A 25,300-nucleotide genomic window follows, 5' to 3' on the forward strand; every position below is an offset into this window, starting at 1 on the left:
TGACTATTTGACGTCGGAGGGGTGCTTCGCGAGCGGGACCACCGAGATGTCCATGTACGGGAACAGCGGCAGGTTCTGCAGGATCTCGTGGAGTTCGTCGTTCGAATCGACGTCGAAGATCGAATAGTTGGCGTATTCACCCACCACCCGCCAGATTTCCGGCCACTTGCCCGAGCGCTGCAACTGCTGCGAGTAGGCCTTCTCCCTGGCCTTGATCTCCGCGGCTTGGCCGGCGGGAAGGTCTGCGGGCAGGTTTACGTCCATGTGGACCAGGTACTTCATGAATGTCCTTTCGGTAAAGCGGTTTGCTAGCGGTCGGTGCGGAAGCGCGAGAGCTTTTCTTCGTCGACAGCGGTGCCCACGCCCGGGCCCTCGGGAACACGGATGCGTCCGCCGGTGATGGCCAAGGGCTCGGCCAAGAGGTCGTCGGCCATGTCCAGGTAGTTGGACAGCTCCGCTGCCCGCTTGGCCGAATGGGCAAAGGCGGCGCCGAAGGCCACCGAGGCGACCGTGCCGACCTGGGTGTCGATCTGGTTGCCTATATAGACATCGATGCCCATACCCTCGGCCATGCCAACGATTTTGGCAGCCTCGGTAAAACCGGACCGGGCAGTCTTTACCGCCAGGAGGTTCGCACCGCCCGTGAGGATCTCCCGCGCGGCCTCGCCAAGGTTGGCAGCAGATTCGTCCGCGGCGATCGGGATGGGGGAGTTCGTCACGAGGCGACGGCGGCCGAGGACTTCGCGGGCGTCGTCGGGCTCCTCCAGGAACTGCAGGCCCAATTCTGCCGTGCGGCGCAGCACTTCGGCGGCCTCGTTGGCAGACCAGCCGCGGTTGGCGTCCATGTACAGCTCAGCGTCCTCGCCGAGACCCTCGCGCAGCACCCTGGCGGCCTCAATGTCCAGGTTAAGCGGTCGGCGGCCGGTCTTGAGCTTGAACGTGTTGATGCCGTAGGTCTCGCGGAACTCCAGCGCCAATGCGAGCAACTCCTGGGCAGGCTTGAAGCCGAGCATGTGGGAGACCCGGAGCGAGTCGGTGTACCCGCCCAGAAGCTTTGTCACCGGCTGGCCGAGAGTCTTGCCGATGACGTCCCACAGGGCGATGTCTACGGCGCCCTTAGCCGTCTGGTTGTGAACGGTCCTGTGCAGGATTGACTGAACTTTCTCCCGATCAAAAATATCGACACCGATCAGTTGCGGAGCGAAAATGTCCTCCACCACCGCCACGATCGACTTCTGCGTCTCACCATAGGTGTAGGGGCGCGGCGGGGTATCAGCGGTTCCCACCACGCCGTCGTCGGTGCGAAGCCTGACGAGCACGTGGTCTGCCTCGTGCACGGAACCGGAAGCGAAATGCAGTGGATGAAGATAGGGGATCGAGTAGGGAATCGCCTCAATGGCTGCGATCTTCATGAGCGGGAAAGCCTTTCATCAGTGGGAAACGACACAGGGTCGGGGGCCGGGGCAGGCACCGTCGGTCCCGCAGTTGCGGTAGCCACGATGTCCAGAAAGTTGCGGAGCAGCGCAGAGTGATGCCCGCGCATCCAGGCGACCGCGAGCTCCACATCGGGGACGTCTTCAATTTCCCGGTAGGCCACGCCTTCAAGCTGGAAGGCCTGCACGCTGGACGGCATCACCGCCACCCCGCCCCCTGCAGCTACAAACGCCAGCATCGTCGAGGTCTCACCAACCACCTGGGCAATGCGTGGCTGGAAGCCCGCCTGGCGGCACAGGTCTGCGGTGGTGCGGTGAAGCACGGACTCGGGCGGGTAGGCGATGAAGTCCTGGTCCTGCAGCTCGTGCATCGCCACGGGCCGATCCACGGCCAGGGCACTGAAGGAGGGAAGCGCGACGACGAGCGGCTCACGGGCCACAGTCCGATAGTCGATGTCTTGCGCTGCGACCGGGGGCCGCAGCAACGCGGCGTCCAGAGTACCGTTCCGCAGGCCCGCTTCCATGGACGGCGTGAGCATTTCGCCGCGCAGTGCCAGGGACAAGCCCGGCAGCAGCTGTTTGGCAAGTCGGGCTACCTGGGGCATGACGCCATACGTTGCCGAGCCCGAGAAGCCGACCCGCAGGACGCCGGTTGCCCCCCTTCCCACCTGATAAACATCAGCCTGAAGAGTCGCCACGTCATTGACTATCTGCCGTCCCCGATCGAGGAGGAGCTGCCCCGCCGCCGTGAGGTCCACCCTGCGGGTGGTGCGGTTGAGCAACTGGACTCCAATCTGGTCTTCCAGCTGGCGGATCTGCTGCGAGAGCGGTGGCTGGGCCATATGAAGGCGCTTGGCCGCGCGGCCGAAGTGCCGCTCCTCAGCAACCGCAATGAAGTAGTTCAGTTGGCGGATGTCCACGGTGGTGCCGTCCTTCAGCTAACCGGCCCCGACGATGCGGCCGCGGCCTATTTATTCAAATAATAACCACAATAAGCCTCACTAGGATATCCAAGCCACGTAATGTTGCTGCGGTGCCAGTGGATCATGGGCGGATTGCGGACGTTGTGAACTGCTCAGCAGGAATGCTGTCTTCTACCCGACCCACTGCGATTTCTTCGACCTTGTGCTCGGCCTCCTCCAGCTTCCGCTGACGCGGTACCAGCACGGTGACTACGGCGCCGACGAGGGCCACGGCCCCGTAGATGTAGAAGGCCGTGGATCCGCCAATGCCGGCGGCGGCCAGCCACCCGCCGATAATCGGACCGAGCACACCGCCCAGCCGCCCCACGCTTGCGCACCATGCGACGCCCGCGGCCCGGGCGTTGGTGGTGAAGTAGTTGGACTGGAACCCGTAGATCAGCACCTGGGTTCCCAGCGTTCCCACGCCAGCGAGGGCGATGAAGGCAAAAAGCAGCGGCAGCGGAAAGCTGAAGGTCATGAGCGCCAGGGAAATGGTCGCCAGCGCAAAGGTGGCCGCGATGACCCGCTGGGGACCGCTTCTGTCCGCGAGGCGGGACGCAAGCAGGCCGCCCGCCACAGCGCCGAGGTTCAGTGCCAGCGGGAAGAACAGCGAGTACGTCCGCCCGTAACCGTAGCCCTCCATGATTTTGGGCAACCAGGTGTTGAGTCCGTATGTCAGCAGAAGACCGCAGAAGGACATCAGGCCCAGCAGAATCGCTGCCACGGCAAACTGGCGGGAAAACACGGCCGCAAAGCCTGATTTCTGCGGCGCGGCGCCGACCTGCAGGATGACCCGCTCCTCGATGAGCGGGACACCGGTGCGTTGTGCGGCAGCGAGCGCTTCCTGTTCGCGGCCCCGGGACAGCAGCCATCGCGGTGATTCAGGGAGCTTGCGCCAGGCAATGGGCAGGAGGATGACCAGCGGCAGTGAGCCAATCATGAACAGCCCGCGCCAGCCGATGCTGTTGAGGAAGAGGATGCCCAGGATGGAGGCCAGGACGCCGCCTGCCGGGATGCCTGAGTACACAATTGCGTTGTAGAACTGCCGCCTTCCCGCCGGTGCGAATTCAGCCATGGTGGCGCCGGCGCTGGCGATAACGATTCCCAAGCCAAGTCCGGTCGCAAACCGCAGGCCACCAAAGGCAGGGACGCTGGTGGCAAAGGCTGTGGCGAACATGCCGATGGAGAACCAAGCTATGCCCAGGAGCATCAGGCGGCGGCGGCCGAAAAAGTCGCCGACAGCGCCGCAAACGAGTGAGCCGACAAGTACCCCGATGAGGGCCCAGGAGCCGAGGAGGCCGGCGGTGACTGTGTCAAACACTCCGATCTGGCCCGGGTCCGCGAGCAGCCCTGGCAGGACGGTGCCGTAAATGACAAGGTCGTAGCCGTCAAACAGGAGGGCTGTGCAGATGATGAACGCCACCCAGTTGGCAGTGCGCGCCTCCTTTTGTGGATTTTCGGCGATAACGACGTGCGGTTGTGACATGGTCCCTAAGTCCTCTCTGACTCAAGTGGAGGCCTGCGGCGCCGGGAGAATCCGAGGGGCCGTCCTCCGAGTGCTTTCAGCCTGACAGGCTTGTGACGCGCGACATATGAGGGAAATACCCGGCTTTCCACCCGGGGGCAATTCATATGCTATGGATCTGAAACGCCCTCTTTGCGGGGTTAAGGCCTTGGCAATGCTGCCCGTCTGAGTCGAGACGATCTGGATATGGAAAGACGGGGCAGGAACGGTGGTTTGAAAACTGGCCCGTGGGTAGGCTGGCACAATGATCAACCCTGCACGCCTTTACTCGGACCTGTCCCGCCTAGGCAGGGAAACGGACATGTTCCTGGCCACCGTTGAGTCCCTTGCCGACGACGAGCTGAGGGTTCCCTCGCTGTGTGAGGGATGGAGCCGTGCCGACGTTATTGCCCACGTCGCATCCAGTGGCCGCGCCCTGGTAAAGCTCATCGACTGGGCAACCTCCGGCGAGGAACGTCCCCTGTACGCCTCACCCGAGGCCCGCTCCCAAGAGATCGCTGCACTCGCGGCCCTGCCCCGCCAGGAGCTAATTGCGGAACTGCGGGAGTCCGTCCGGAACTTTGCTGCCCAGGCGCAGCGCCTCAGTGGTGAACTCATGGCCATCGAAGTGCAGGTGGGCGGCAAAACGGTCCCCGCCACGTCCATCGTGGCGCTCCGGATCGCCGAGGTGGTGGTGCACCATCATGACCTCGACACTGCCTGGACCATCGAGGAAGCCGATCCGGATTCGCTGCTGAACGCCCTCGAGGCCGTGGTGCGGTCCTTGCGAGCCAAGGGCGCTCCCGGAATGACGCTGGTGACCGAAGAGCGTGACGAGTGGGTCATCGGCGACGGCGGATTGCGCGTTGAGTCCGACCGTGAGGGCCTGCTCCAGTGGCTGGCGCGCGGGGACGCCGAACACGTGGATATTGACGGCCCGGCGCCGGCACTGCCGTCCTGGTAAGCGGGCCAGCCCAGGTGGAGGTCGGCCTGCCTGGCTGATGAACTTGGCCTGCGGTCTTAATCATGATGAACGGTTCCTCGGTGACCTCCCGGAGTGATATTTCCGGCCGGGACGCGGGCAGCCGGTCAGGTCTCCGTGTGGATGACCGGACCGGGTGTCTGCTACGGGGGTGCGGGCAGAGTGGTGAGGAGTTTGTCCTGACAAAGGAGGTGTGGACATTGTCCACACTTATGTCAGCTTTATTGGAGTGGCCGTGGGGCAGTGTGGGCCTGCCTGACGTCAGGTTGTGGTGTGCCTCATTTGCACGCCAAGTGCCCGCTGCCCCTAGCCGATATCAGGATCTTAAGCCCGACTTTCTAGTATCCGGTGCGGTTTTCGCGGAATTGTTCAGGCTGCAGCAGCTTCAGCCCGCCTTCTGTTTTCCTCGCCGAACTTGTTTCACTATGCGCGGGCAGTTGCCGTCATTGCGGTGCGGGCGGCAATGGCGAGGGTGAAGGCTGTTGCGAGCCCGAGTATCGTCCAGGCGTAAATTTCCCGGCTGGGGAGGCTGGTTTCGGCAAGCCAGCGGATGGCGTAGTTGGTGGTCGCGCCCACGGGGAACGTGAACACCCAGAACGCTGGTGAGAAGGGAAGCTTGCGATATTGGGGGAGGAGCATGACCTGCATTAGCGCCATGATTGCCAGCACGCCGGTGAGCCCGAGTTGGACGGTCCCCACGGGTCCCGGGTGTGACACCATCCAGGCGATGTTCGCCGTTGCAGGCGCAGCCAGGTATGCGGACAGTCCGGTCTTGGCTGCTGGTGCCAGCGCGCCTCCGGTCATGAGCCGGACGGTGACGACGGTGCCCACGACAAGCCAAAAGAACACGCCGACGCCGAACGCAGCCATGGCCGCACCGTGGACGTGGAGGCTTGAAAATCCGATGCTCGCTACGAAGGACCCGGCAACGACGGGCAGCAGGTAGCCGGGATGGATGGACTGCATCGAGATCCCGCCGGTAACCCAGTGCGCGAGGAGTTGTGCGGCGACGATGGCCAGCGCGGCGATGGACGCCACACACAGCCAGGCACCCCAGGGCGGCAAATACTGGCTGTAGTGGGAGGAAAGCAGGATCCCGACGAGTGGAATAAAGGATGCGAAAGGCCCTGCCACCTCGTGCTTGAGGTCAGAACGGAATGTTCCTTTCCGCCGAAGGCCCCGAAAAACGTACAGGACGGTCAGGACCAGCCATAGGGCGGTGGCTGCTCCGTAGAGAGTTTCCTCCGGCCATATTGGGGATCCGAGAGAGCTCCTCGCAGCGGACCAGCCGCCGCCCAGGCCGGCAAGCCCCAACGGTACGCCGAAGCGGCTCAACTCATGCATCCCTGGCTCGGCGTTCAGGGGCTCAACAGGTTCGTGAGCGGCAGGTGCCAGGGCAACAGCGGCGGCACTATGTGTCATGGTGTCAGCGCCTCCGGTTGGTGGGGAAAGACGAGGAGTGTGCTTGTGGCGGTGGCGAGGAGTTCACCCTCGGTGGTGCAGAGGCGGCCCTCGGTGAAAATCAGCCGCGAACCAGCTTTTACCACTGACCCCTCTGCACGAAGGGCGCCCTTCCGAAGCGTGACGGGCCGAAGGTACTTCACCGCCAGGTCGATGGAGGTGTAGCCGAGACCTGCTGACAAGGTGGTATGTGCTGCGCAGCCGAGGGCCGTGTCAAGGAGAGTGCAGGCCAGGCCGCCGTGCACCATTCCAAGGGGGTTGTAGTGGGCTTCACTTGGCCTGCACTCGAATTCGACGTGCCCATGTTCAGCTTCGACGAGATCGAACGCCATCAGGGACGCGATCGGCGGCGGCGGTATGCTGCCGTCGCGGAGGCCGGAAAGGTAGTCGAGACCCGACAGCCGTGGCAGCTGTTCGAGCGCGATTGCCGGGTCCATCCAGCTGAAGGTCTCCGAGCGCTCTGCAGAGGTGTTTGTTGACACGGGTGAATTCTCCCTGGTTTTCTTGGGACGTCTTCGAATTCGCCTGAGGTTATGCCCGGGCGTTGGCTGCCAGGGCAGGGTAAAGATCCAAGATCGGGCCGGACAGGCCAAGCTTCACGCCGGCGGTGATGTCATCCACGATGACCTCGTAATCTCCCTGCTCGAGCCCCTCGAATGCCTTCCGAACGACGTCCTCGGGGGCGATTTTCGGGTCATCCACACCTTCAGCCATGGCCGTGTCGATGTATGCGACATGTACGCCTGTGACGTGCGTGCCTTGGGGAGCCAGTTCCATCCGGAAGGAGTTGGTCGCCGACCACAGAGCGGCCTTTGATGCGCTGTAGGCGCCGGTGAGCGCGATCCAGCTGAGCGCCGAGTGGATGTTGAGGACCGCTGACGTCCCGCTGGCCGCGAGCACCGGCGCGAATGCCTTGGTCAGGGCGATCGGTCCGAAGAAATTCGTCTCCATCACGTTTCGGATTTCCTCGTCGGGCAGTGAAAGGAGTGTGTCCGATTCCACGGCAATGCCTGCGTTATTAATGAGAACCGTAACGTCCGGAGCCTGCGCCACGACGGCACGGATCGAGTTGGGGTCGGTGACATCCAGAACGAGAGGGACGATCCGGGCATCGTGCCACTCCCGGGGACGGCGGGCTGTCGCGTAGACCTTCGCAGCGCCGCGGGCGAGGGCCTGTTCCACGAACTCGCGGCCGAGTCCTCCATTCGCGCCCGTAACAAGGACGACGGCACCAGACAGCTGTGGCATGAATTCTCCTGATCTCAGACAGGGCGGCGACGCGGTTGCAGCAGCCTTCGAAAGTCAGGTTAGCTGAGTCGGTTGGATTTTCCAACTAACTTGTATGCTTATAGAAAGCACTGAAAGCAGGTAAGTCATGACACCAACCGATACGGCCAGGGATGCGCCCAGGGCATGTTTCATCGCAGCAGGGCTTGAGGTCCTGGGCGAGCGGTGGGCGCTGCTGGCGCTTCGGGAGATGTCCTTGGGTGTTCACCGTTTCGACCAGATAGCCCGCAATACAGGCGCGTCCCGCGACATCCTGACGGGCCGGCTGCGGACGCTCGAAAGCCACGGCGTTATTGAGCGCGTCCAATATTCCGAGCACCCCCCGCGCCATGAGTACCACCTCACAAAGTCCGGGGCCGAAGTTGCTCCCATTCTCATCTCACTCGCGGCCTGGAGCAGTACCTGGATGCGCGACGAGACCCCCCGCGCCTCTTACCGGCACAGTTGCGGGGCCGACCTGAAACCGGTGCTGACCTGCGCGGAATGCGGTGAGGAATTCAAGCTGGGCAGTCTGATGCTGGGACCACCTGTGTCAGCGGCCGACACGGTCCCGGTGGACCAGTAACAACAGATTTGCAGGGCGACGACGGGGCGTCCTGTGGTCGTCCCCTGTAGCGGCTGCGCGAGTCATGGAATATCAACAAGACATACATCAGGAGGAGATAAATGTCCGGCAATCCGGCGGGACTGACACTGGAAATAGTTAACTTTGAAGACCCCAGAGCAGCCCGTCTGCGGGGTCTGTTAACGGACGAGCTTCTGGCCAGGTACGCTACCGAAGAAGAGCCTCATCTTTCCGAAGCTGCGAGGGAGGCCCTCTCCGTGCCACCGGAAGATTTCATCGCCAACGTCCTGGTACTTACTGCTGTCGGTGTACCCATGGGGCACGGCGCTCTTCGCCGGTTAAATGGGGAGTGGGAGGTCAAGCGGGTCATTACAGACCCTGCAGCCCGGGGTCTGGGCGCTGCGACCGTACTCATGGCCGAACTCGAGAGGATTGCCGCCAGTGCCGGCGCCCGCCGGGTTATCCTGCAAACCGGGGGTAAGCAGCCGGAAGCTGAAGCTCTCTACAGAAAACTGGGATACAGGCAGATACCAACTTATCCTCCATACGAGCACGCCATCCCGACGTCGATCTGCTTTGCAAAAGAGCTTCAGCCTATGGAGGACCGGCTCGTTTGATGTCAGAGTGGGGTGTGTTCCTGGTTTGATCTTTCGGCGTGCAACGCCCGACGGAGGCTTATCGTTGGGTGAGGCGGGCAGCCCACCCTGATTCTTCAGATTGCTGGCGACTGAATGACGGTCGGCGGCGTGCCGTCGCACGTACTTCTCGGCGGCCGTTTTAAGTGCTGGGCATCACTTGCCTCCCCAGGCAGCGATGGCGCGCTCGACATAAGTCGAGACGCTGGCGCGTATCTCGGTTCCGGGGTTGAGGAGCCATTGTAGACCGATGCCGTCCATCATGGCAGTGAGTAGCCGCACCTCGACCTCGATCTGCGCAGGGGAGAGGGGGGCGATATCCCCGGCCGCGACGGCTTCCTGCAAATGCGCGGCGAGGGTTCCCAAGTTGGCGGTGTAGCGCTGGGTGATGAACGAGCGGCCCGGGTGGGCCGGATTGGAGGCCTCGGCTGCGATGGTCGTGAACAGTTCGAGCAGCCCGCGGTTGTTCTGGTGGGAGGCCATGACGTCTGGCAGCCGCCGGAAGTAGTCCAGGCCGCTGACATCGGTGAGGCTGTTCTCTACGGTCTGCCGGTCCCATTCCTTCAGCACGGCCGTGAGCAGGCCTTCCTTGCTGCCGAAGTGCTGGATCAGGGTGGCGTGGTTGACCCCTGCATGCTCGGCGATCGTGCGGAGTGAGCCGCCAGCGAAGCCGTGTTCGCCGAAGACGTCCATGGCGATGCCGATGAGCTGCTCGCGTCGGCGGATTCCTGTGCGGTAGGGGCCTCGTGTTCTGGTCTGCGCGCTGTCTGGCATGCCACTACTTTCTCATAACCGTTGCCGAAATATAACCGATTGGTTAGTATTTAAGTTCGAACACGGCCCGTAGCCGCCAGGGTCCTCCCGACAGATCGCTGGACGTGTCGGCCCAGTCCCGAAACTCGCAGATGGGAATCCTATAGATGAAGTACTCCGTTCTCGGCCCGACCGGTGTGCGTGTGTCTCGCATCTGTGTGGGCACGGCAACCTTCGGCGTGGCACCGAGCGCACACGAAGCTGATGGCGTCGTAGGAGCAGCCCTGGAGCTGGGCATCAACTTCTTCGACACCGCTAACGTGTACGGCTCGACCTCGACGTTCGACCGGCCCGGGGCCCCGCCTGCCTCAGAGCGCGAGTCCGCGGAGGAGATCCTCGGTCGTGCCCTCGCCGATCATCGGGACGAGGTGGTGCTGGCCACGAAGTCGGGGGAGCGCCGCTTCGACCCGGATGCCGGTCTCTCCCGCCGGTACATCATTCAGCAGGTCGAGCAGAGCCTGTGCCGGCTGCGTACTGACCGCATCGACCTCTATTACGCGCATTTCCCGGATCCGAACACGCCGCTGGAGCAGACACTCGCCGTCTACGACGACCTGATCCGTCAGGGAAAGCTGCGTTATGTCTCGCTGTCCAATCATCCGGCGTGGCAGGTGACCGAGTCGCTGTGGATCGCCGATGACCGTCGGCTGGTGTCCGCTCCCGTGGCCGCGCAGGTGATGTACAGCCTCCTGGACCGCAGCGCTGAGAAGGAGCTAACTGCCGCGTGCGTGCGGTTCGGCTTGTCGATCATTCCCTATGCCCCCCTGCACGGCGGGCTGCTGGCCGACCTGTCGGTGCTGGACCGCCCGATCGCCGGAGGAATGCGCTATGGGGGACCCGGATATTCGGAGTCCGAGATCGCCGTCGCCCGCAAGCTCGACAGGCTGGCCGGCGCGTGGGAGTTGGAAATGCAGCAGGTCTCGCTGGCCTGGCTGCTGTCCCGCCCTGCCGTCGCGTCGGTGATCGTCGGAGCCGAGAACGTTGAGGAGCTCCGCGCCAACGCCTCGGCCGCGGATGTTGAGCTCACCCAGGAACAGCTTGATGCAATCTCAGCGCTGACCGCCGGGACCACGTCCTGATCGGAAGATTCGAGGAACGCTGATGAAGTACTCGCTTCTTGGCCAGACAGGTGTCAGAGTCTCACGGATCGCGCTGGGCACCGCCACCTTCGGGGTTCGCTCCGAGCGCGGGAAGACGCCGACCCAGTAGTCAGCATTGCGCTTGACTTGGGCATCAACTTCGTTGACACCGCTGACGTGTACGGCAATATGCCAGTATTTGATCGGCCTGGAGCCAAACCTTCCGTGGAACGCGAACCTGCCGAGCAGATCTTCGGACGTGCCCTGCGCGGACGCCGGGATGAAATGGTGATCGCCACCAAATCCAATGGCATCGTCGGGCACGGCGTCAACGACCGGGGGCTCTCACGCCGGCACATCATCGATCAGGTCGAGATGAGTGCTGTACCTGCGCTCCCTGCGAAAGGGGCGTTGGCGGACCTGCAGGTCGCCGGCCCGTTAGTCGTGGTTCCCACGACGATCCCGATGACCGACGAGCTTGGCGGGAGTTGTTGTTGCCGTTGATGCCTAAGAGAAGGCCCGGGCTAAGACGGCACTCGCAGGGGTGTCCGCTGACTTCGAGGTGGGTGATGCCGCATCGCCGCCGCGTGCTCCCGGCTCTGTCGACGTTGTGCTAGCCCGCCACGTTTTGTGGGCTCTGCCTGATTTTGACGCCGCGGTGGGTCGCTGGACCGGGCTGCTTCCTGGTTCGGGCACGATGATTCTCATCGAAGGGCTGTGGGGAACAGGCGCAGGAATTCCCGCCGAACACTGTCTAGACCTCGTGCGCCGTCACCGCAAGAATGCCTCCGTGACGATGTTGGCGGATCCTGCAATATGGGGCAAGGAGATCACGGACGAACGCTACGTCATAGTTAGCGCGACTTAGCAGCGTAAACCCGCCGGCCGCGTAGGTCATGCAAAAGATCAGCCGTGGACGATGAGCTGCGAACGACGGGCCCGGACCGGCACGGATGCGCCACCGGGCGGGTGGCAGCTTCTACAGCGGCTTTATTCCGAGGACCAGGCACGGGGCGGCATACGTGTCGTTTTCAGCGGCCTAGGGACTCGCAGCGAAGGAAACGTCTCGTTGCTGTGTCTCTCAACCCGCTCGATTCGGTTGTCCTCGCGGAGTCTTACGAGACTCATCGGCGGATGAAAGGGGATGAGACTGGCCTCCCCACCTGGAAACGCTGGAGCCAGTAACGACCATATGTTCGACGGCCGGCGATGTGTCGGTCGTGTCAGGTTGGGATCCGAGAATTTCTCTAGCCGCTGACAGTAGAGCAGAACCAACCCTTTTCCGACAGCGCTTCGGCTTCCTGCCTGACTTCAGGTTGGGGTGTGGTCTAACCCCGAGGCACAGCCGATTTACGCAACGGAGAGGCTCTTTGCTGGAACATGCAACCATTGAAATTCGTGAATGTGAGGGTCACCCTACGGCGGTGTGCGCGCCTGCAGCCCCATTGTGGCGTCCTGGTCCTGCCAGGTATTCGAAAGCGCTCCATGTTGGCGAAACCAGCTGGCAGTCGTGTCGGTGACGGGCAGCGAATGACGGCCGACGCTTTTGTCCTGCTCGAAATACCGCCGGGCCGTCACAGGACAGGCATGTCAATTCCTGCCGGGCCACTTTCCGCTTTTCTGGTTGGAGTCCCGCGAATTCCGTGGCGGTCCATTCCGTGCCATCCAGAACGCTTTTTGCCATGTACAAGGTGCCTCCTCGTGTAGATGTCTGGGAATGAGGATCAGGGTGACCGTCGATGCGTTCTTGGCAGCCTGCCGCTTCCCGCGAAGCCTCTGACTCTAGGTTTCCCCACAAATCCACCTGTGCCAGTGCTGGCCGACAAGGTGATGCCCCCTCTGGAGACTCTGTTCGACGCCCGCCGGCACCACGTGTTCTTCATTACCGTGCCGGCCGAGGTCCTGGACACCGCAACGGCGAGTAGACCCACCGCCGGTACGCCATCATCGAACAGATCAATGCCGACCTCAAAGACAGTGCCCTGGCCCATCTGCCGTCGGTGTTTTGGCCGCGAACTCTGTCTGGCTCGTTGCCGGGGTCGTGGCACACGATCTTGCTCCGCGATAATTGCCCGTGGGCGGCACTTTAAGTTCGAGGCGGTGCTTTGCGGCCCGTTCGCCGGCCTCGAGATCAGATCGGCTGTCCAACAGCATTGGCCGGCCGTCGGCTTCTGGGGACAATGCCTTACCACCACTCGGTGACCGCAATCGATGCGCTTTAGAGTTTCGTCGACGGTTCGACAACTCCGAACGGTACCGGCACCGTCGAGCCGGCGCGACGAGGGGACAGCCTGGTGGGACCGGCCCCCCGACGCAAGGGTCCTCTGCCCGCCACGGCAGGCCAAGGTAATTGCCTGGGTCTGGCGTCGCCGGTGGTGAGCTTTGCGGTGGGGTCTGCCGCTGTTCCGGGATACCGTTATAGTTCGCGCGTCAAGATTTGGAGCTGGGTCGACCAGGAATATGGCTAAGAATAGACTTAGTGAAGCCACCATCGACACAGATGTCTTGCCCGGTGACATAGCCCGCCAGAGGGCTTACAAGAAACTCGATCACGTTCGCAATGTCCGTGGGGTCCCCGATTCGTGCCAACGGGATAATATCTTCCCTTGCCTTCTTGATTTGGGGATCTTCATACATTTTTTCTGTCATCCGTGTATGCGTCATACCCGGGGATACCACATTTACACGTATTCCGTCAGGTGCCCATTCCAATGCGAGTGTCTGGGCCAGCATCGTTAACGCAGCCTTGCTGGGGCTGTAGGCGCCTGATCCGGCATGTGGGAGCTGGCCAGACATTGAAGAGGTAAAACAGGCGGTGCCGCGGCTCTGCCTCAAATGCGGGTAGCTTGCTTTGGCAAGGAGCCACGGGCCGCGGAGGTTAACGGAGAACATGCTGTCCCAGTCCTCAACAGATAGGTCACAGATGGCAGCGGGGCTGGCGATTCCGGCATTCGCCACCAACGCGTCCAGGCCGCCGAATTCAGCTACCGCAGCTTCTACCAGTTTGCTTGGCACCTCGGGGTCGGCGAGGTCGCCTGCCAATGCGATGGCCGTACCTCCCATGGACTGGATGGAACGAACAACGTGTTCTTGGCTAATGTTCGTTTCGTGTCCACACACCGCAATCATTGGATGCACGCCCCGAGCAAGAGCCGCCTCTGCGATTCTGAGGCATGTAGCCGCGCCTATGCCGCTACTTCCGCCACTTACCAACGCTTTCATCGCACACTCTCCTTTTAAAAGTAATTCACATGGGAATAATTTTGAATACCAAAAGATGATGGAAATCATCGGCTGCGAAATGCGGGTCGATTTGCGGTTCAATTCGCAATCTATTCCGGTTTGATTATTTTCTAAGAGCAACCGGCTGACGCGTTGCAGTCTCCAATACTGGAGTTAATTTCCTAGTTCCCAGCCTTGATTTTTGAGATCCTGCATCGCCTTCTTGAACTCATGCACCGGGTTCTCTTCGCGAATGATCTCAAGAACAACGTTATTGACTCCACACGTTTCTCTGACGACCTTGCCCAGCGCATTCCAGTCAATCACTCCAGTGCCGATTGGATCGTGACCCCAGGTTTCCGTACCTGTATCAGAAATATGCACAAGTCCAATTGACTCGTGGTTGGAGAGCAAACTTTTTACGGGATCTTCTCCTATGTAGGCAGCATTGGCCACATCGTAGACGATCTTGACTGAATCGTCGTTGACAGTGTTTACGACCCCTACCAGGTCCTGGATGGTAGGGGTGAAGCAATAGGGAGTGTTTTCGAAAAGCAGTCGCGTGCCCGCCTGTTTGGCCAGCGGAATGAGATTCTCCAGACTCTCGTACATCCACCCGTAGGTCTTTTCAAGCGAAGGTGAGATCATGGGACGCCTTGTGCCTGGGGATATCACAACCTCGCGGACGTCCCAGGCTGCAGCCAAGTCGATCACCGACTTAATGTGCTCAATGCTCTTGCGACGCATATTGGCGCCCGGACTGGCCAAATTGATGTCATATCCGCCGGCATTCAGCGACCTGATTTTGGCGCCGTATTGAGCGAGTCTTGCATAGGCTGCCGAGCGCTCGGAGCTGGACATTTCATCCGGCCAACAATGTGGAGAGCTTATCGGAACTTCAAAAGTCTCATACCCGTTGTCGACCAATTCAGCAATCGCATCAATAGCCGTGGATGACCATAGATAGGAAAACGTATTGATGATCATTAAGAACATCCTCTCAGTTCTGCGCCATGGAGAAAAAACTTGTTTCATTCATAACGCTATGTGAATTTCGATCCCGCGTAAGGGATCGCGCCCTTGGCAAGCCAGGCGGCTCGACGAGACCTGGGGCAGAGGCACGCCCCTTCTTGCCCGGTCGAGCCGCCACGGCATCCTGTGGACAAGTGCGCCTACCGGGAACGCGTCGCTTCGTCTGCGGCCTGCGGAGTGCTCAGGAGCAGGCGTTCGCCTTCGAGTACCTCGGGGTCGGCGGGAGCTACGGTGGCTCGGGCGGCGCGGCTGCCGGTCTCCGGGAGGGTGAAGTAGACGATGAGGCTGAGGGCGACAATGGCGATCATGTAGACCGCGACGAGCATTGGCTGTCCGGCGCCGACGAACGCAGCGGCGATCAGCGGCGCGGTGCCACCGAAGACTGCAATCACGATTTGGTGTGCGAAGCCGATGCCCGATACCCGTACCGAAGCTGGGAACAGCTCGGCCTGGATGGTCGGATATACCGACTGCCAGATACCGAGAACCACCCACCCGGACGCCGATACCAGCACGTAAACACCGAAGCCCGGCTGGTTCAGCAGCAGGAGCATGGGGTAGAAGAGAACGATCATGCCGATGGCGCCGATGATGGGGAAGATTTTGCGTCGGCCGAGTCGATCGGAAAGCGCGCCGCAGACCGGCACGATGATCACGAGCAAGGCCAGTCCGATAACGCTCCCGGCCAGGGTGGAGGACAGGTCCCGGCCGGTGGTCAGCTTGGCGTAGGTGGGAAGGAAGGTGGCCCAGGTGTAGTAGGCCACGGCCGGGGCAGAGAGCGCTGCTGCCTGCAGCAGCGCCTTCGGGTGTTCGCGAAGGAGTTCCATCAGGCGGGCCGCGGCGGACTTGTGATCGACGAGGGACTCTGCCTCAAACTCAGGGGTCTCCTCTGCCCGGGCCCTCAAGATAAGGCCGACGATGCCGAGGATGCCTCCCACGACGAATGGGATGCGCCAGCCCCAAGCGGCGAGGTCGGCGGGTGAAAAGGATGATGTCACCAGTGCCGCGGCGCCAGTCGCTACGAGGGTCGCAAGGCCGCTCGCCATGTTGGTGAAGGAACCGAACAGGCCCCTCCGGTTCGCTGGAGCGTGCTCAACCATGAACGCGATGGCGCTCTGTCCCTCGCTACCGGCCGAGATGCCCTGGATGATGCGTGCAACCAGAAAGAGAACGGGCGCAGCGTAGCCGATGGTCGCAAACGACGGCGTGAGGCCGATGATAAGCGATCCTAGCGCCATCCCGGAGACGGACAGTGTCAGGATGAGCCTTCGGCCGAAACGGTCGGCCAGTGGAGAGATGATGATGCCGCTGAGCGGGCGTACAACAAACCCGACGGCGTAGGCGAGCAGTGCCGCGATCAAGGAGGCGAACGGGGAATCACTTGGAAATATCTGTGATGAGAACACCGCTGCCAGGAGCCCGTAGATGTACCAGTCGTACCACTCCACGAAGTGGCCGATCGTGCCTGCAACGATGTTGTGGCGGCTGCGGCCGGGCGCCTTGAGCTGATCGGAAGGGTCCGGGCTGCGGAGGGCGTTTTGCGAGGTCTTCATTGAACTCTCCATATTTTCACGTTTGTTGCGGAGGGATATTGGACGATTTCCCGGACGCCTGAAAGGGGTATGCGGGTCTCGCCCGGCTGTAACTCGGCTCGACGGACAATCGACCGCCAAGACCAACAGCCAGAGCAGCTTGGAGCGGGACAGAATCTGATCCAAGCTGCCCATATTTCATAAATGAGATCGGTTGCTGAGATCGGTTGCAAGCAACGATACGGATGCGATGTGATCCTTGTCAACGTTTCGTGTGCTCGCGGCGCAGATATCGAAGATAGGCCTCCGACCCAGTGACTAATCCTCGACGCGGTTCACGTCAATCGACCGGAAGGGGCGCCTGATTGTTGAAGTCCTGGAAATGCACTCCGGCCCAAGCACACTCCAAGCTGCCGTACACCGACCAGTATTCATCCCAGTGGGCAAGTTTCCACTGGTCTCGTTCCAGTCCGCGCAGGGTGAGCCGCGTACGTAGAACGTCTTGGGGTACCCTGACCCGTATCACGGTGATCGTGGGTGACGGCCATTGGAATTCTTCTCCCACACGACTCAGATAGTCTGGTTCTCCGAAATAGGCTCCAAAGGGAGCATCAAGGACCACTGATCGGCCGAGACGCAGGTTTATCCCCGCCACATCCATGAGAGTCTCGTACTCGAGGGGCAGCAAATTGCGGCGATAGTAGTCGTTGGACTCGCGGTCGGTGGGATCATGGCCGGTGGCGGTCAGTGCGAATTCGACGAAGCGGCCACTGACCCGGTCCTTGTCCAGGTACGTCGCCTCATGCTGTCGTGCAGTTTGTTGGGCAATGGTCGTCTTTCCCGATCCCGCAGGGCCGATGACAATGAAGACTTTGGGGGCCTTCATTGGCGGGCCTCTGCTACGGCTGACAGGAACTCCTTGGCGGCCTCGGTGACGCGGGAGAAGTCGCCATCGGGTTGCCATGCCTTTGTCACGTAGCTGCCGACGCCGACGCCTGCCACGCCCGCCGCGAACCATTCGCCTACGTTGTCCAGGGTTACGCCGCCGGCGGGCATGATCGGCAGATGCGCCAGCGGAGCCAGCACGGATTTGGCGTAGGCGACGCCGCCGGCTTCGGTGGGGAAGAGCTTGAGGATGTCGGCGCCTGCCTCGGCGGATTCAACCAGCTCGGTCGGTGTGTAGGCGCCGCTGATGGTTGGTATCTGGTAGCGGTTCGCCGTGCGGATCATCGCGGGGTTCAGCTGCGGACTGACCAGGAACTGAGCGCCGGCGCGGATGCATTCGTACGCTGAGTGTTCGTCCAGCACTGTTCCGGCACCGACCGCTACGCCGGCGGACCCATGCTTGGCGGAGAGCCGACGGATGACGTCTACGGCGCCAGGAATTGAAAGAGTGATCTCGAGCGCCCGGAACCCTCCTTCGATGGCAGCTTCCGCGACGCGCTCGGCAACCTCCGCATTTTCCAGTCGCACGATGAGGACGGCCCCGGACTCGTCGATGGTTTGCAGGGTGCGAAGTTTCTTATACATGCTGGCCTTTCTCTGGGTTGGTATCTCTATCTTGCTGAGTGGCCCGACCCTTGTTGGTGTTTGGTTCCGTTGACAAACTCTCCCACCATCCATAGTGTTATTGCAACCGATCTCAGCAACCGATCTCATCTAAGGGGGTATTGCGGTTGACGCACGTACGCACAATCATTCTGGGCGCTTCCCATTGGCATGTTCCGCTCTGTGCGCAGGCCATTGCCGAAGAGCACGAGGTCATCGGAGTCGGTGACGACGATGTATCCCTCGTGCAGGTGCAGGAGCTGGCCAAAGGCTGGGGTGCACCGGTTGAAGCCGACTGGCGGAAGCTGATTGCTCTCCCCGATCTCGGACTCGCATATGTCTTTGGCCCCCATGAGGGTATGGCCGAAAAGTGTCTCGCCCTGATCGAGCGTGGTATTCCGTTCGTCGTGGAAAAGCCATTGGGCACTTCCCTTGACGAGCTTTCTGCCGTGCGTCAGGCCGCCGAGGCTGCTGGCGTGCCTGTCACTGTCCCCCTGGTCCAGCGCGGCGGACCCACAGATCAGTGGCTTGCCAAGGCGGGACGGCCCGCTTACCAGCGAACCTCATTTATTGCTGGTCCACCATCCCGGTATCTCGATAATGCCAATCCCTGGATGCTCGACCCGGTCAAGGCGGGCGGGGGGTGTCTGGCGAACCTGGGTCCACATTTTGTTGAGCTGTTCCTCAGGGGCAGCGGCGAGACTGCAGCACATGTGGACTCCCGGCTCTCATCGTTTCTTCATAGCCAGGCTGTCGAGGATCATGCCACCCTTATCATCACGACGCCGGAGGGACGCGAAGCCATAGTGGAAGTTGGCTATGCATTCCCTGGCTCGCCGCTTAAGCGCTACTGCAGCTTCACCTCGGTCGGTGAGGCAGGATTCGCCTCCGTTGATTCGGACGGTACAGCTACGTTCACGGCATTGGATGGCAACACGGAGGTCGACAAGATCAATGTGGATAGCGACCCTCTTTACGATCCGTTTGTGCGGAGCGTCGCCCGGACGCTGGATGATGGATTCCGGGGCCTGCCGACGCTGGCCCAGCTCGAAGACGTTATGCGCCCTATTTGGCGGGCCTATGACGACCAGCACGGAGGAAGAGAACATGCCTGATCTGAGTATCGACGTCGTCGCGAAGGCTGCCGGCGTCCACCGGTCCACCGTTTCCCGGGCGTTCTCCCGGCCGGAAGCCGTGAAAAGGGAAACGCGTGAACACATCCTCAAAGTTGCCGAAGGCCTCGGCTACACGATGAGTCCACTCGCCCAGGCTCTTCGGACCAAGACCAGCACATTCATCCCGCTGATCGTTCCCGACATCACCAACCCGTTCTTTGCAGAACTTGCCAAGACGATGACACAGGCCGCGGATGAGCGCGGATACCAGCTGCTGCTCTGCGTCACCAACGGGGACCCGGCCAAAACCGACGGATACTTCACCGCCATGCAGGCCATGTATGCCCCCTTCGGCATCGTCGCGCCGTCCACAAAGGTCGATACCGAGGCCATGAAACGCTTCGACTTCGGCCACAAGGTCGTGGTAATCGACCGGGTGGAAGGCGACGATGCCGTCCCAACGGTCACCGTCGACAGCCGCCGCGGAATCATGATCGCCCTGGAGCACCTGCACTCTCTGGGGCACACCTCGATCGGCTACGTATCCGGCATCGCCGGAACGCACACCGCCCAGGACCGGATGGACGCTTATCTGGAGCTGTCCGCCGAGAGCGACAGCGCACCTGTCGTGCTGGACAGCGGGTCGGATCTGGATGCGGGCACGCGCGGGGCGGAACATTACCTCGAGATGGACAATCCTCCAACGGCAATCATCGCGGCCAATGACATGGTGGCCTTTGCGGTCATCTCGGCACTCGGCCAACGTGGCGTACGGGTACCGGAGGACGTGTCGGTTATCGGCTTCGACGGTCTCGCTCTCGGCGCCCGGTTCAACCCTCCCCTGACAACCGTGCGCCAGCCGATCGCCGACATGGGACACATCGCCATCGAACTTGCCGAGAAGCAGAACATTGACGGCTCCGTGGACCACATCGTCCTCGAACCTGAACTTCTGGTCCGCGGCTCCACCTCTGGACCACGCAAATGACCAGGGGAGAGGAGTCAACGCTCCGGCGTCTGCCAGGGCTCCAGCACACAGACCACGTCGGCCTGACAGTGCCAAATCTGGAGGAAGGCATCCGCTTCTTCGTCGAAGTCCTCGGAGCTGAGGAGCTCTACCGCTCCGAGCGCGGGCCTGACGAAGAATTCATGCCCACAAACTTCGAAGTCCCGGCAGATGCCAAGCTCACGCTCGCAATGTTGCGCCTGCCACCAAACCTCAACATCGAGCTTTTCGAATGGAGCAGCGCTGCGCGGCGTGATACCCCGCCGCGGCACTGTGACGCCGGTGGGCACCACCTGTGCTTCGTCGTGGACGACGTAGATGAAGCGATCGCAGTGCTGCAGGAAATACCTGGGGTACGCGTGCTCGGTGAGCGCAAAGAAGTCGCTGGCGACAGCCCCCGAGTAGCCGGCAATCGCTGGACATACTTCGTCACCCCTTGGGGATTGCTGATGGAAATCGTGGATCGATCCCGCGTCGCAGCCCCGCCCCGGCTGGTCGGTCCCACGGACTGGGCAGCACCTCCAAACACTTCAGAAAGGACATAAACAATGCGGCTAGCCGGTCACACACTAGGCACCCCGGACCACACGGTTCCCCAAGCACTTGATCTATTCCGAGCCGCAGGGCTCGATGCCGCCGAAGTCATCTACCAGAATGACTACAAATCAGGATTGCCATTAGGTGACCGGCGTGCCGCGATGGAGGCAATGAAAGCGGCCGAAACCGCAGGGATACCCATCGTAGGTCTGACGCCTTACACGACCGCCATCAACTCACTGGACGACGCGGAATGGCGCACAGCAGTCGATGAATTCCGCGGCGCCATAGAAACCGCACACCTGCTGGGCGCTGACCGGGTACGTGTCTACGCCGGATCCTGGCACCCCGGCGACAACGACCACGCGGCGCGTTGGGGAAAACTGCGTGAAGCATTGGAGACCCTTGCACCTGAAGCAGACCAGGCCGGGGTTCGCCTTTGTGTAGAAAACCACTTCGGCACCATGACCCAGACCGCGGCGGACACCGCTGCCCTGGTCCGCGAAATAGCCCACCCGGCCGTCCGCGTTCTCTACGACCAGGCGAACCTGACATTTACTCACGACGAAACGTACGAACAGGCCTTCGCTGTTCAAGGTGACCTGATCGGTCACGTTCACGTGAAGGACCTCGTCTTCACGGATCCCAACGCGGCCTTCCGCGCCACTGAAACGGCCCGGGTCGACGCTTCCGAACGGGCGGTCCGGTCCCGCGTCGTCGGAAGCGGCGTCGTTCCGTGGCCCCAAATTCTCGCCGGGTTGCTGGAGCATGGCTACGACGACGTGCTGAGCATCGAACTCGAGTACCGTTGGCACCCGCAAGACCTCCCCGCGCCCGAGGACGGATTCCGCGAATCCGCCGCCGTCCTGCGCTCAATGCTCTCTGAAGTGAGGAACGCCTGATGACCACCAACCGTCTCCGCGTCGGAGTTGTCGGCGCGGGCAATATCGCCACCATTGCCCAATTGCCCACCCTCGTCCAACGCGATGATGTTGAGTTGGCCGCTCTGGTGTCCCGGCGTGAGGACCCGGGCAACCTGGTCCGGCGCTGGGGCTTCAACGCCGCGTACAAAACGGTCGAGGACATGCTGGACTCCCAGGAGCTGGATGCAGTATTCGTCCTCACGCCCCGGTCTGAGCACGCCCACGCGGTCCAGCTGTGCCTGGGCCGCGATGTTGACGTGTTCTGTGAGAAGCCGCTGGCTCCGGCAACCGATGAGGCAGAACGTCTGGCGGACCTCGCCGACCAGCGCGGCCGCATCCTGATGGTTGACTTCAACCGCCGCTACGCCCCGGTTTATACGGCCGGTCGGGAAGTCTTTGGCGACAAAGGCGCCACCTTCTGCGTCGCCCAGAAAAACCGCCCTGGATCGGAATACCGTGCGACATTCGAGAACGCCATTCATATGGTCGATCTCCTCCGCTGGTACTGCGGCGGCGAGCCGGTGGACGTCGCCGCCCACGCCGCCGGTGACGACCCTTGGGAAGAAGACGGCGTCGCAGCAACCATCCGCTTTAGTACCGGGAACACGGGCGTCCTGATGGCAGCCCGCACGGCAGGTGCATGGAACGAAAAACTTGACGCCTACGGCGACGGAAAGACCGTCGAAGTCAGGGCACCGGAGACGGTTTCAACCACGGTCAAGGGTGTCACCACATCGCGGGAACTTAGCGCCGAGGCCTATGGCTGGGCCACTGCGACAGAAACTCTGGGCTTTGCGGCCGCCGTTCATCATTTCCTGGACCGGGTTGCTGACAGGGCGCAGCCGCTTACCTCAGGCCGGGAAGCTGTCCATACCCAACGCTTGCTCGACCGGATTCTCGCTGCCTCCGGTTTGCCGACAGAAGAGCAGGCCGGCCGGGAATGGGCCAGCCACGCAGTAAACGGAAGCTAACAACCAACCGAGCTCGCCCATTCTCCACTGCACTTCCAGTCCTTGATGCGGGCACCGTGGAACCTGGCTTGAACAAACCTGCTGAAAATACGGAGGTGCAAACATAGCTCTATTTCGCCTGCGTCAGGGCAGACCACACATCGGGGGAGCGGGGAGACAGCCGTTACGGGGCCGGCTCACCGCGCTTGCCGGCATCCTGCTGGTCGCGTTCAGCGCCAGAGAAGCGGTTTCGGCGGTGTCCCCGCTCCTTGGTCCAATAAGCGAGGACCTTCCCCTCGATGCGGTGACGACAGGGATTCTTGGGATGCTGCCGACCGCCGGCTTCGCAGTGATGGGCTTCCTGGCTCCGCCGCTCCTCCGGCGTATCCAGCTGGAACACCTGCTACTGGTCTCGATCCTGCTGACAACACTTGGTCAGGTCGGCCGAGCACTGGGATGGAACATCCCGTCATTCTTGGTGTTCACCGGCATCGCCATGCTCGGGATCGGGGTGGTCAATGTCGTGATTCCGCCTCTGCTGATGAGGTACTTTCCCGACAAAACCGGGATCCTCGCAACGCTCCACATAACTCTCCTGGGCGCCAGCACGGCCGTGGCCGCCCAATCTGCCATACCCCTGGGCAATCTTTATGGCTGGCGGTTCTCCATCGGCATTTGGGCGGCCGTCAGCGCGGTCGCTGCGATGCCCTGGCTGATTCTTCTTGCAGGCAAGCGGACTGTTGCCCGCTCCGAGACATCACCAGCCCACGATGGGCCGTCTCCCCCTGCGAACGCGATCAAACCCTGGAGATCATCAATTGGCTGGGGAGCAGCACTGATCTTCGCTGGTTGCTCGAGCAATACTTTCGCGGCGCTCAGTTGGCTTCCCGCTGTTCTTGTCGACAGAGGAATGAGTCAGGATACCGCTGGATCCATGCTGGCGCTCTATTCAATGCTCGCCGTGCCTGTCGCCCTGATTGTGCCTTTGGTGGTCGTGAGAATGCCTCGCCCGCTACCCGTCGCAATCCTGTTTGTCGTCGCATTCGCCATCGGTTACGGAGGCATCATCTTTGCTCCACCAGCCTCTGCGGTGGTCTGGGTCGTCATAGCCGGACTTGGCCAAGGCGCGTACTCCTTCGCGTTCACGATGATCAATAAGCGAACGCGATCACAATCCGGCTCGGGGATCCTGTCCGGGTTCGCCCAGGGAGTCGGCTACGCCCTCGCGAGCGTTGGCCCGTTCTTTTTTGGGCTCCTGCATCATCCAGGGGACGGCTGGCTGCCCTCGTTTGGCATGCTCGGAGGCTGGCTCGCGGTGCTTTCGGTAGGAGCCGTGATGGTCAACAAGCCACGCATGCTCGAAGACGCCTTTCGGGCGGCTCGCCCAGCCGCCAACGAAGCAAGAAACTGATGCAGAGCCCGGCAACGGCAAATCCAAAACCGAAATAACCTGCGCAGTCAACCGAGAACGCCTGGCCCCCGAAACCGGAACCACATAGATCCTTGACAGACCCTTCTTGCCACCCTATGTTTATTGCAACCGATCTCAGCAACCGATCTCAGTGTTACTGAAAGAACTTCACCGATCTCAAGGGAGAGACTTTATGGTCACCTGCTTCGTCCCTGGCAGCATCTTCGGCGGCCCGACATCATGACCGAGACGGCACATGCCCCGCGTGTCGCCGTCGTGGGAGCGGCCGGCTGGGCCGGATCACGGCACGCGCGGGCCTTTGCCGCGGCAGGTGCCAATGTCACCATCCTTGTGGAGAAGGACGGGCGCGGCGTTGCCCTCGCTCAGGAGTTGGGCGCACAGGTGGTGCCCAGTACCGCGGAACTGCACCCCGAAGACTTGGACCTGGTAGTCGTAGCATTGCCCACCACCATGCAACCGGTCGTATGCGCAGATCTGCTGAACAGGGGATTCCGAGTGTTGACTGAAAAGCCGGTGGCCGCAGATGCCGAAGGTGCTGCCGTCCTGGCCGCCGCTTCCGGGGTGCACGAGAGACTCATGGTTGGGTATACGCTCCACCACCATCCCGCCGCCGCACTGGTCTCTGAATGGATCAGGAACAAGGACGTGATCGCCGTGTCTGTCCGTTCCGTCGCCCACAAACAAAACGTCAACTCATGGCGCGCTGACCCGAAAGAGGGCGGCGTCGCTGTAGTGAATGGCATTCACGCCATCGAATTAGTCTCATCATGGTTCAACGGCGACCCAAAAGTACTGGCCACCAGCGCCAGCAGCAACCTCTATGGGTCGCCGGTACCGGAGCACGTCGTCTCCACCCTCGAATTTCCTGAGGGCGTCATATTCACCATGCAGAGCTACTGGTCTCCCTGGCAGGAACCTCAAGGACTCAATCAGGGCGACTGGAGCCTCACCATCGACGTCGTGGCCACTGAGGGCCGGATGTTGTGGACCAACGACTCCCTTCACGTGTGGGAGCGCGACGGCCGCCAGTACGTAAAGACCTTCGAGCCCTCCGACCTGTTCCTGCGCCAAGCGGAGACGGCGCTGAAGTTCTGCAAGGGTGGAACCCCTGCAGTCACATTCGCCCAGGCACTCCGGGCTACACAAATCGCCGATGCAGTCCTGGCAGCGGCACCTTCCCGCACTGAGGATGTGGTCTCCCGGTAACATCTCAAAACCTGACCGCCGACCGAACAATCTTTAACTAAGGAATTAGACATGAAGCGAGCAACTCATGGCCCCA

At 61.6% G+C, this 25,300-nt stretch carries 25 protein-coding genes and 2 pseudogenes; 14 read left to right on the forward strand and 13 right to left on the reverse strand.

Annotated features, from left to right (window positions below):
* Positions 1-3: 3 nt before the first annotated feature.
* The 4 genes from catC to ACSQ1X_RS08960 all read right to left on the reverse strand — a co-directional run bounded on the left by catC (position 4) and on the right by ACSQ1X_RS08960 (position 3,881).
* A complete protein-coding gene (gene catC, locus ACSQ1X_RS08945; protein WP_390246858.1) occupies positions 4-282 on the reverse strand; it encodes a muconolactone Delta-isomerase in 279 nt (92 codons plus the stop codon).
* A 26-nt stretch (positions 283-308) separates the two neighbouring features.
* Entirely contained in the window at positions 309-1,412 is a 1,104-nt protein-coding gene (locus ACSQ1X_RS08950; RefSeq protein WP_436057387.1) for a mandelate racemase/muconate lactonizing enzyme family protein, read from the reverse strand.
* On the reverse strand, positions 1,409-2,353 hold the full coding sequence (locus ACSQ1X_RS08955; protein ID WP_436057388.1) for a LysR substrate-binding domain-containing protein: 945 nt from the start codon (positions 2,351-2,353) through the stop codon (positions 1,409-1,411). Before ACSQ1X_RS08955 ends, ACSQ1X_RS08950 begins: the two co-directional genes overlap by 4 nt.
* Before the next feature lie 124 nt (positions 2,354-2,477).
* Positions 2,478-3,881, reverse strand: a complete 1,404-nt coding sequence (locus ACSQ1X_RS08960; RefSeq protein WP_436057389.1) for an MFS transporter — start codon at positions 3,879-3,881, stop codon at positions 2,478-2,480.
* A 283-nt stretch (positions 3,882-4,164) separates the two neighbouring features.
* Here ACSQ1X_RS08960 and ACSQ1X_RS08965 point away from each other — a divergent pair, with 283 nt between their 5' ends.
* A complete protein-coding gene (locus ACSQ1X_RS08965; protein ID WP_436057390.1) occupies positions 4,165-4,863 on the forward strand; it encodes a maleylpyruvate isomerase family mycothiol-dependent enzyme in 699 nt (232 codons plus the stop codon).
* 441 nt (positions 4,864-5,304) lie between these two features.
* On the opposite strand, the gene ACSQ1X_RS08970 is transcribed toward ACSQ1X_RS08965, so the two are convergent.
* From ACSQ1X_RS08970 to ACSQ1X_RS08980, 3 genes are read right to left on the reverse strand one after another with little or no spacing between them, the layout of a single operon-like run.
* Positions 5,305-6,303, reverse strand: coding sequence for a TDT family transporter (locus ACSQ1X_RS08970; protein ID WP_436057391.1), 999 nt, complete (start codon positions 6,301-6,303; stop codon positions 5,305-5,307).
* Positions 6,300-6,824 carry a PaaI family thioesterase gene (locus tag ACSQ1X_RS08975; RefSeq protein WP_436057392.1) on the reverse strand — a complete coding sequence of 175 codons (525 nt, stop codon included), beginning with the start codon at positions 6,822-6,824 and terminating at the stop codon, positions 6,300-6,302. The genes ACSQ1X_RS08970 and ACSQ1X_RS08975 overlap by 4 nt, the downstream gene beginning before the upstream one ends.
* 49 nt (positions 6,825-6,873) lie before the next feature.
* Entirely contained in the window at positions 6,874-7,590 is a 717-nt protein-coding gene (locus tag ACSQ1X_RS08980; protein ID WP_436057393.1) for an SDR family oxidoreductase, read from the reverse strand.
* 127 nt (positions 7,591-7,717) lie between these two features.
* On the opposite strand from ACSQ1X_RS08980, the gene ACSQ1X_RS08985 reads away from it, so the two are divergent.
* On the forward strand, positions 7,718-8,194 hold the full coding sequence (locus ACSQ1X_RS08985; RefSeq protein WP_436057394.1) for a winged helix-turn-helix transcriptional regulator: 477 nt from the start codon (positions 7,718-7,720) through the stop codon (positions 8,192-8,194).
* 101 nt (positions 8,195-8,295) lie between these two features.
* Entirely contained in the window at positions 8,296-8,811 is a 516-nt protein-coding gene (locus tag ACSQ1X_RS08990) for a GNAT family N-acetyltransferase (protein WP_436057395.1), read from the forward strand.
* A gap of 174 nt (positions 8,812-8,985) precedes the next feature.
* Here ACSQ1X_RS08990 and ACSQ1X_RS08995 read toward each other — a convergent pair whose 3' ends face one another.
* Complete coding sequence (locus ACSQ1X_RS08995) at positions 8,986-9,603, reverse strand: TetR/AcrR family transcriptional regulator (RefSeq protein WP_436057396.1); 618 nt, start codon at positions 9,601-9,603, stop codon at positions 8,986-8,988.
* Positions 9,604-9,749: 146 nt separating this feature from the next.
* Between ACSQ1X_RS08995 and ACSQ1X_RS09000 the strand changes: the two genes are divergently transcribed.
* The 4 genes and pseudogenes from ACSQ1X_RS09000 to ACSQ1X_RS09015 form a co-directional block, all read left to right on the forward strand.
* Positions 9,750-10,721: an aldo/keto reductase gene (locus ACSQ1X_RS09000; protein WP_436057397.1), complete on the forward strand. Its 972-nt coding sequence runs from the start codon at positions 9,750-9,752 to the stop codon at positions 10,719-10,721.
* A gap of 147 nt (positions 10,722-10,868) precedes the next feature.
* The gene (locus tag ACSQ1X_RS09005) at positions 10,869-11,225 is read left to right on the forward strand and encodes an aldo/keto reductase (protein WP_436057398.1); all 357 of its coding nucleotides are present in this window, start codon (positions 10,869-10,871) and stop codon (positions 11,223-11,225) included.
* Positions 11,226-11,247: 22 nt separating this feature from the next.
* Positions 11,248-11,589, forward strand: a pseudogene (locus ACSQ1X_RS09010) (class I SAM-dependent methyltransferase); the annotation flags it as partial.
* Between the two features lie 977 nt (positions 11,590-12,566).
* Positions 12,567-12,777: pseudogene (locus ACSQ1X_RS09015) on the forward strand (IS1380 family transposase); the annotation flags it as partial.
* Between the two features lie 374 nt (positions 12,778-13,151).
* Here ACSQ1X_RS09015 and ACSQ1X_RS09020 read toward each other — a convergent pair.
* The 5 genes from ACSQ1X_RS09020 to ACSQ1X_RS09040 all read right to left on the reverse strand — a co-directional run bounded on the left by ACSQ1X_RS09020 (position 13,152) and on the right by ACSQ1X_RS09040 (position 18,037).
* Complete coding sequence (locus ACSQ1X_RS09020) at positions 13,152-14,045, reverse strand: SDR family NAD(P)-dependent oxidoreductase (RefSeq protein ID WP_436057399.1); 894 nt, start codon at positions 14,043-14,045, stop codon at positions 13,152-13,154.
* A 72-nt stretch (positions 14,046-14,117) separates the two neighbouring features.
* Positions 14,118-14,930, reverse strand: coding sequence for a sugar phosphate isomerase/epimerase family protein (locus tag ACSQ1X_RS09025; protein ID WP_436057400.1), 813 nt, complete (start codon positions 14,928-14,930; stop codon positions 14,118-14,120).
* Positions 14,931-15,115: 185 nt separating this feature from the next.
* Positions 15,116-16,528 carry an MFS transporter gene (locus ACSQ1X_RS09030; RefSeq protein WP_436057401.1) on the reverse strand — a complete coding sequence of 471 codons (1,413 nt, stop codon included), beginning with the start codon at positions 16,526-16,528 and terminating at the stop codon, positions 15,116-15,118.
* A 319-nt stretch (positions 16,529-16,847) separates the two neighbouring features.
* The gene (locus tag ACSQ1X_RS09035; RefSeq protein ID WP_436057402.1) at positions 16,848-17,393 is read right to left on the reverse strand and encodes an AAA family ATPase; all 546 of its coding nucleotides are present in this window, start codon (positions 17,391-17,393) and stop codon (positions 16,848-16,850) included.
* On the reverse strand, positions 17,390-18,037 hold the full coding sequence (locus tag ACSQ1X_RS09040; protein ID WP_436057403.1) for a bifunctional 4-hydroxy-2-oxoglutarate aldolase/2-dehydro-3-deoxy-phosphogluconate aldolase: 648 nt from the start codon (positions 18,035-18,037) through the stop codon (positions 17,390-17,392). Before ACSQ1X_RS09040 ends, ACSQ1X_RS09035 begins: the two co-directional genes overlap by 4 nt.
* A gap of 146 nt (positions 18,038-18,183) precedes the next feature.
* On the opposite strand from ACSQ1X_RS09040, the gene ACSQ1X_RS09045 reads away from it, so the two are divergent.
* The 7 genes from ACSQ1X_RS09045 to ACSQ1X_RS09075 all read left to right on the forward strand — a co-directional run bounded on the left by ACSQ1X_RS09045 (position 18,184) and on the right by ACSQ1X_RS09075 (position 25,224).
* The gene (locus ACSQ1X_RS09045) at positions 18,184-19,170 is read left to right on the forward strand and encodes a Gfo/Idh/MocA family protein (RefSeq protein WP_436057404.1); all 987 of its coding nucleotides are present in this window, start codon (positions 18,184-18,186) and stop codon (positions 19,168-19,170) included.
* Positions 19,163-20,158, forward strand: coding sequence for a LacI family DNA-binding transcriptional regulator (locus ACSQ1X_RS09050; protein ID WP_436057405.1), 996 nt, complete (start codon positions 19,163-19,165; stop codon positions 20,156-20,158). The genes ACSQ1X_RS09045 and ACSQ1X_RS09050 overlap by 8 nt, the downstream gene beginning before the upstream one ends.
* A complete protein-coding gene (locus tag ACSQ1X_RS09055; protein ID WP_436057406.1) occupies positions 20,155-20,721 on the forward strand; it encodes a VOC family protein in 567 nt (188 codons plus the stop codon). The genes ACSQ1X_RS09050 and ACSQ1X_RS09055 overlap by 4 nt, the downstream gene beginning before the upstream one ends.
* 3 nt (positions 20,722-20,724) lie before the next feature.
* Positions 20,725-21,615 carry a sugar phosphate isomerase/epimerase family protein gene (locus ACSQ1X_RS09060; protein ID WP_436057407.1) on the forward strand — a complete coding sequence of 297 codons (891 nt, stop codon included), beginning with the start codon at positions 20,725-20,727 and terminating at the stop codon, positions 21,613-21,615.
* A complete protein-coding gene (locus ACSQ1X_RS09065; protein WP_436057408.1) occupies positions 21,615-22,607 on the forward strand; it encodes a Gfo/Idh/MocA family protein in 993 nt (330 codons plus the stop codon). Before ACSQ1X_RS09060 ends, ACSQ1X_RS09065 begins: the two co-directional genes overlap by 1 nt.
* A gap of 199 nt (positions 22,608-22,806) precedes the next feature.
* Complete coding sequence (locus tag ACSQ1X_RS09070; protein ID WP_436059305.1) at positions 22,807-23,997, forward strand: MFS transporter; 1,191 nt, start codon at positions 22,807-22,809, stop codon at positions 23,995-23,997.
* Between the two features lie 240 nt (positions 23,998-24,237).
* Positions 24,238-25,224, forward strand: a complete 987-nt coding sequence (locus ACSQ1X_RS09075; protein WP_436057409.1) for a Gfo/Idh/MocA family protein — start codon at positions 24,238-24,240, stop codon at positions 25,222-25,224.
* The last annotated feature ends 76 nt before the right edge of the window (positions 25,225-25,300 follow it).

Origin of the sequence: Arthrobacter sp. LjRoot78 (assembly GCF_964254335.1) — a bacterium.
In the GTDB taxonomy this organism is placed as follows: domain Bacteria; phylum Actinomycetota; class Actinomycetes; order Actinomycetales; family Micrococcaceae; genus Arthrobacter.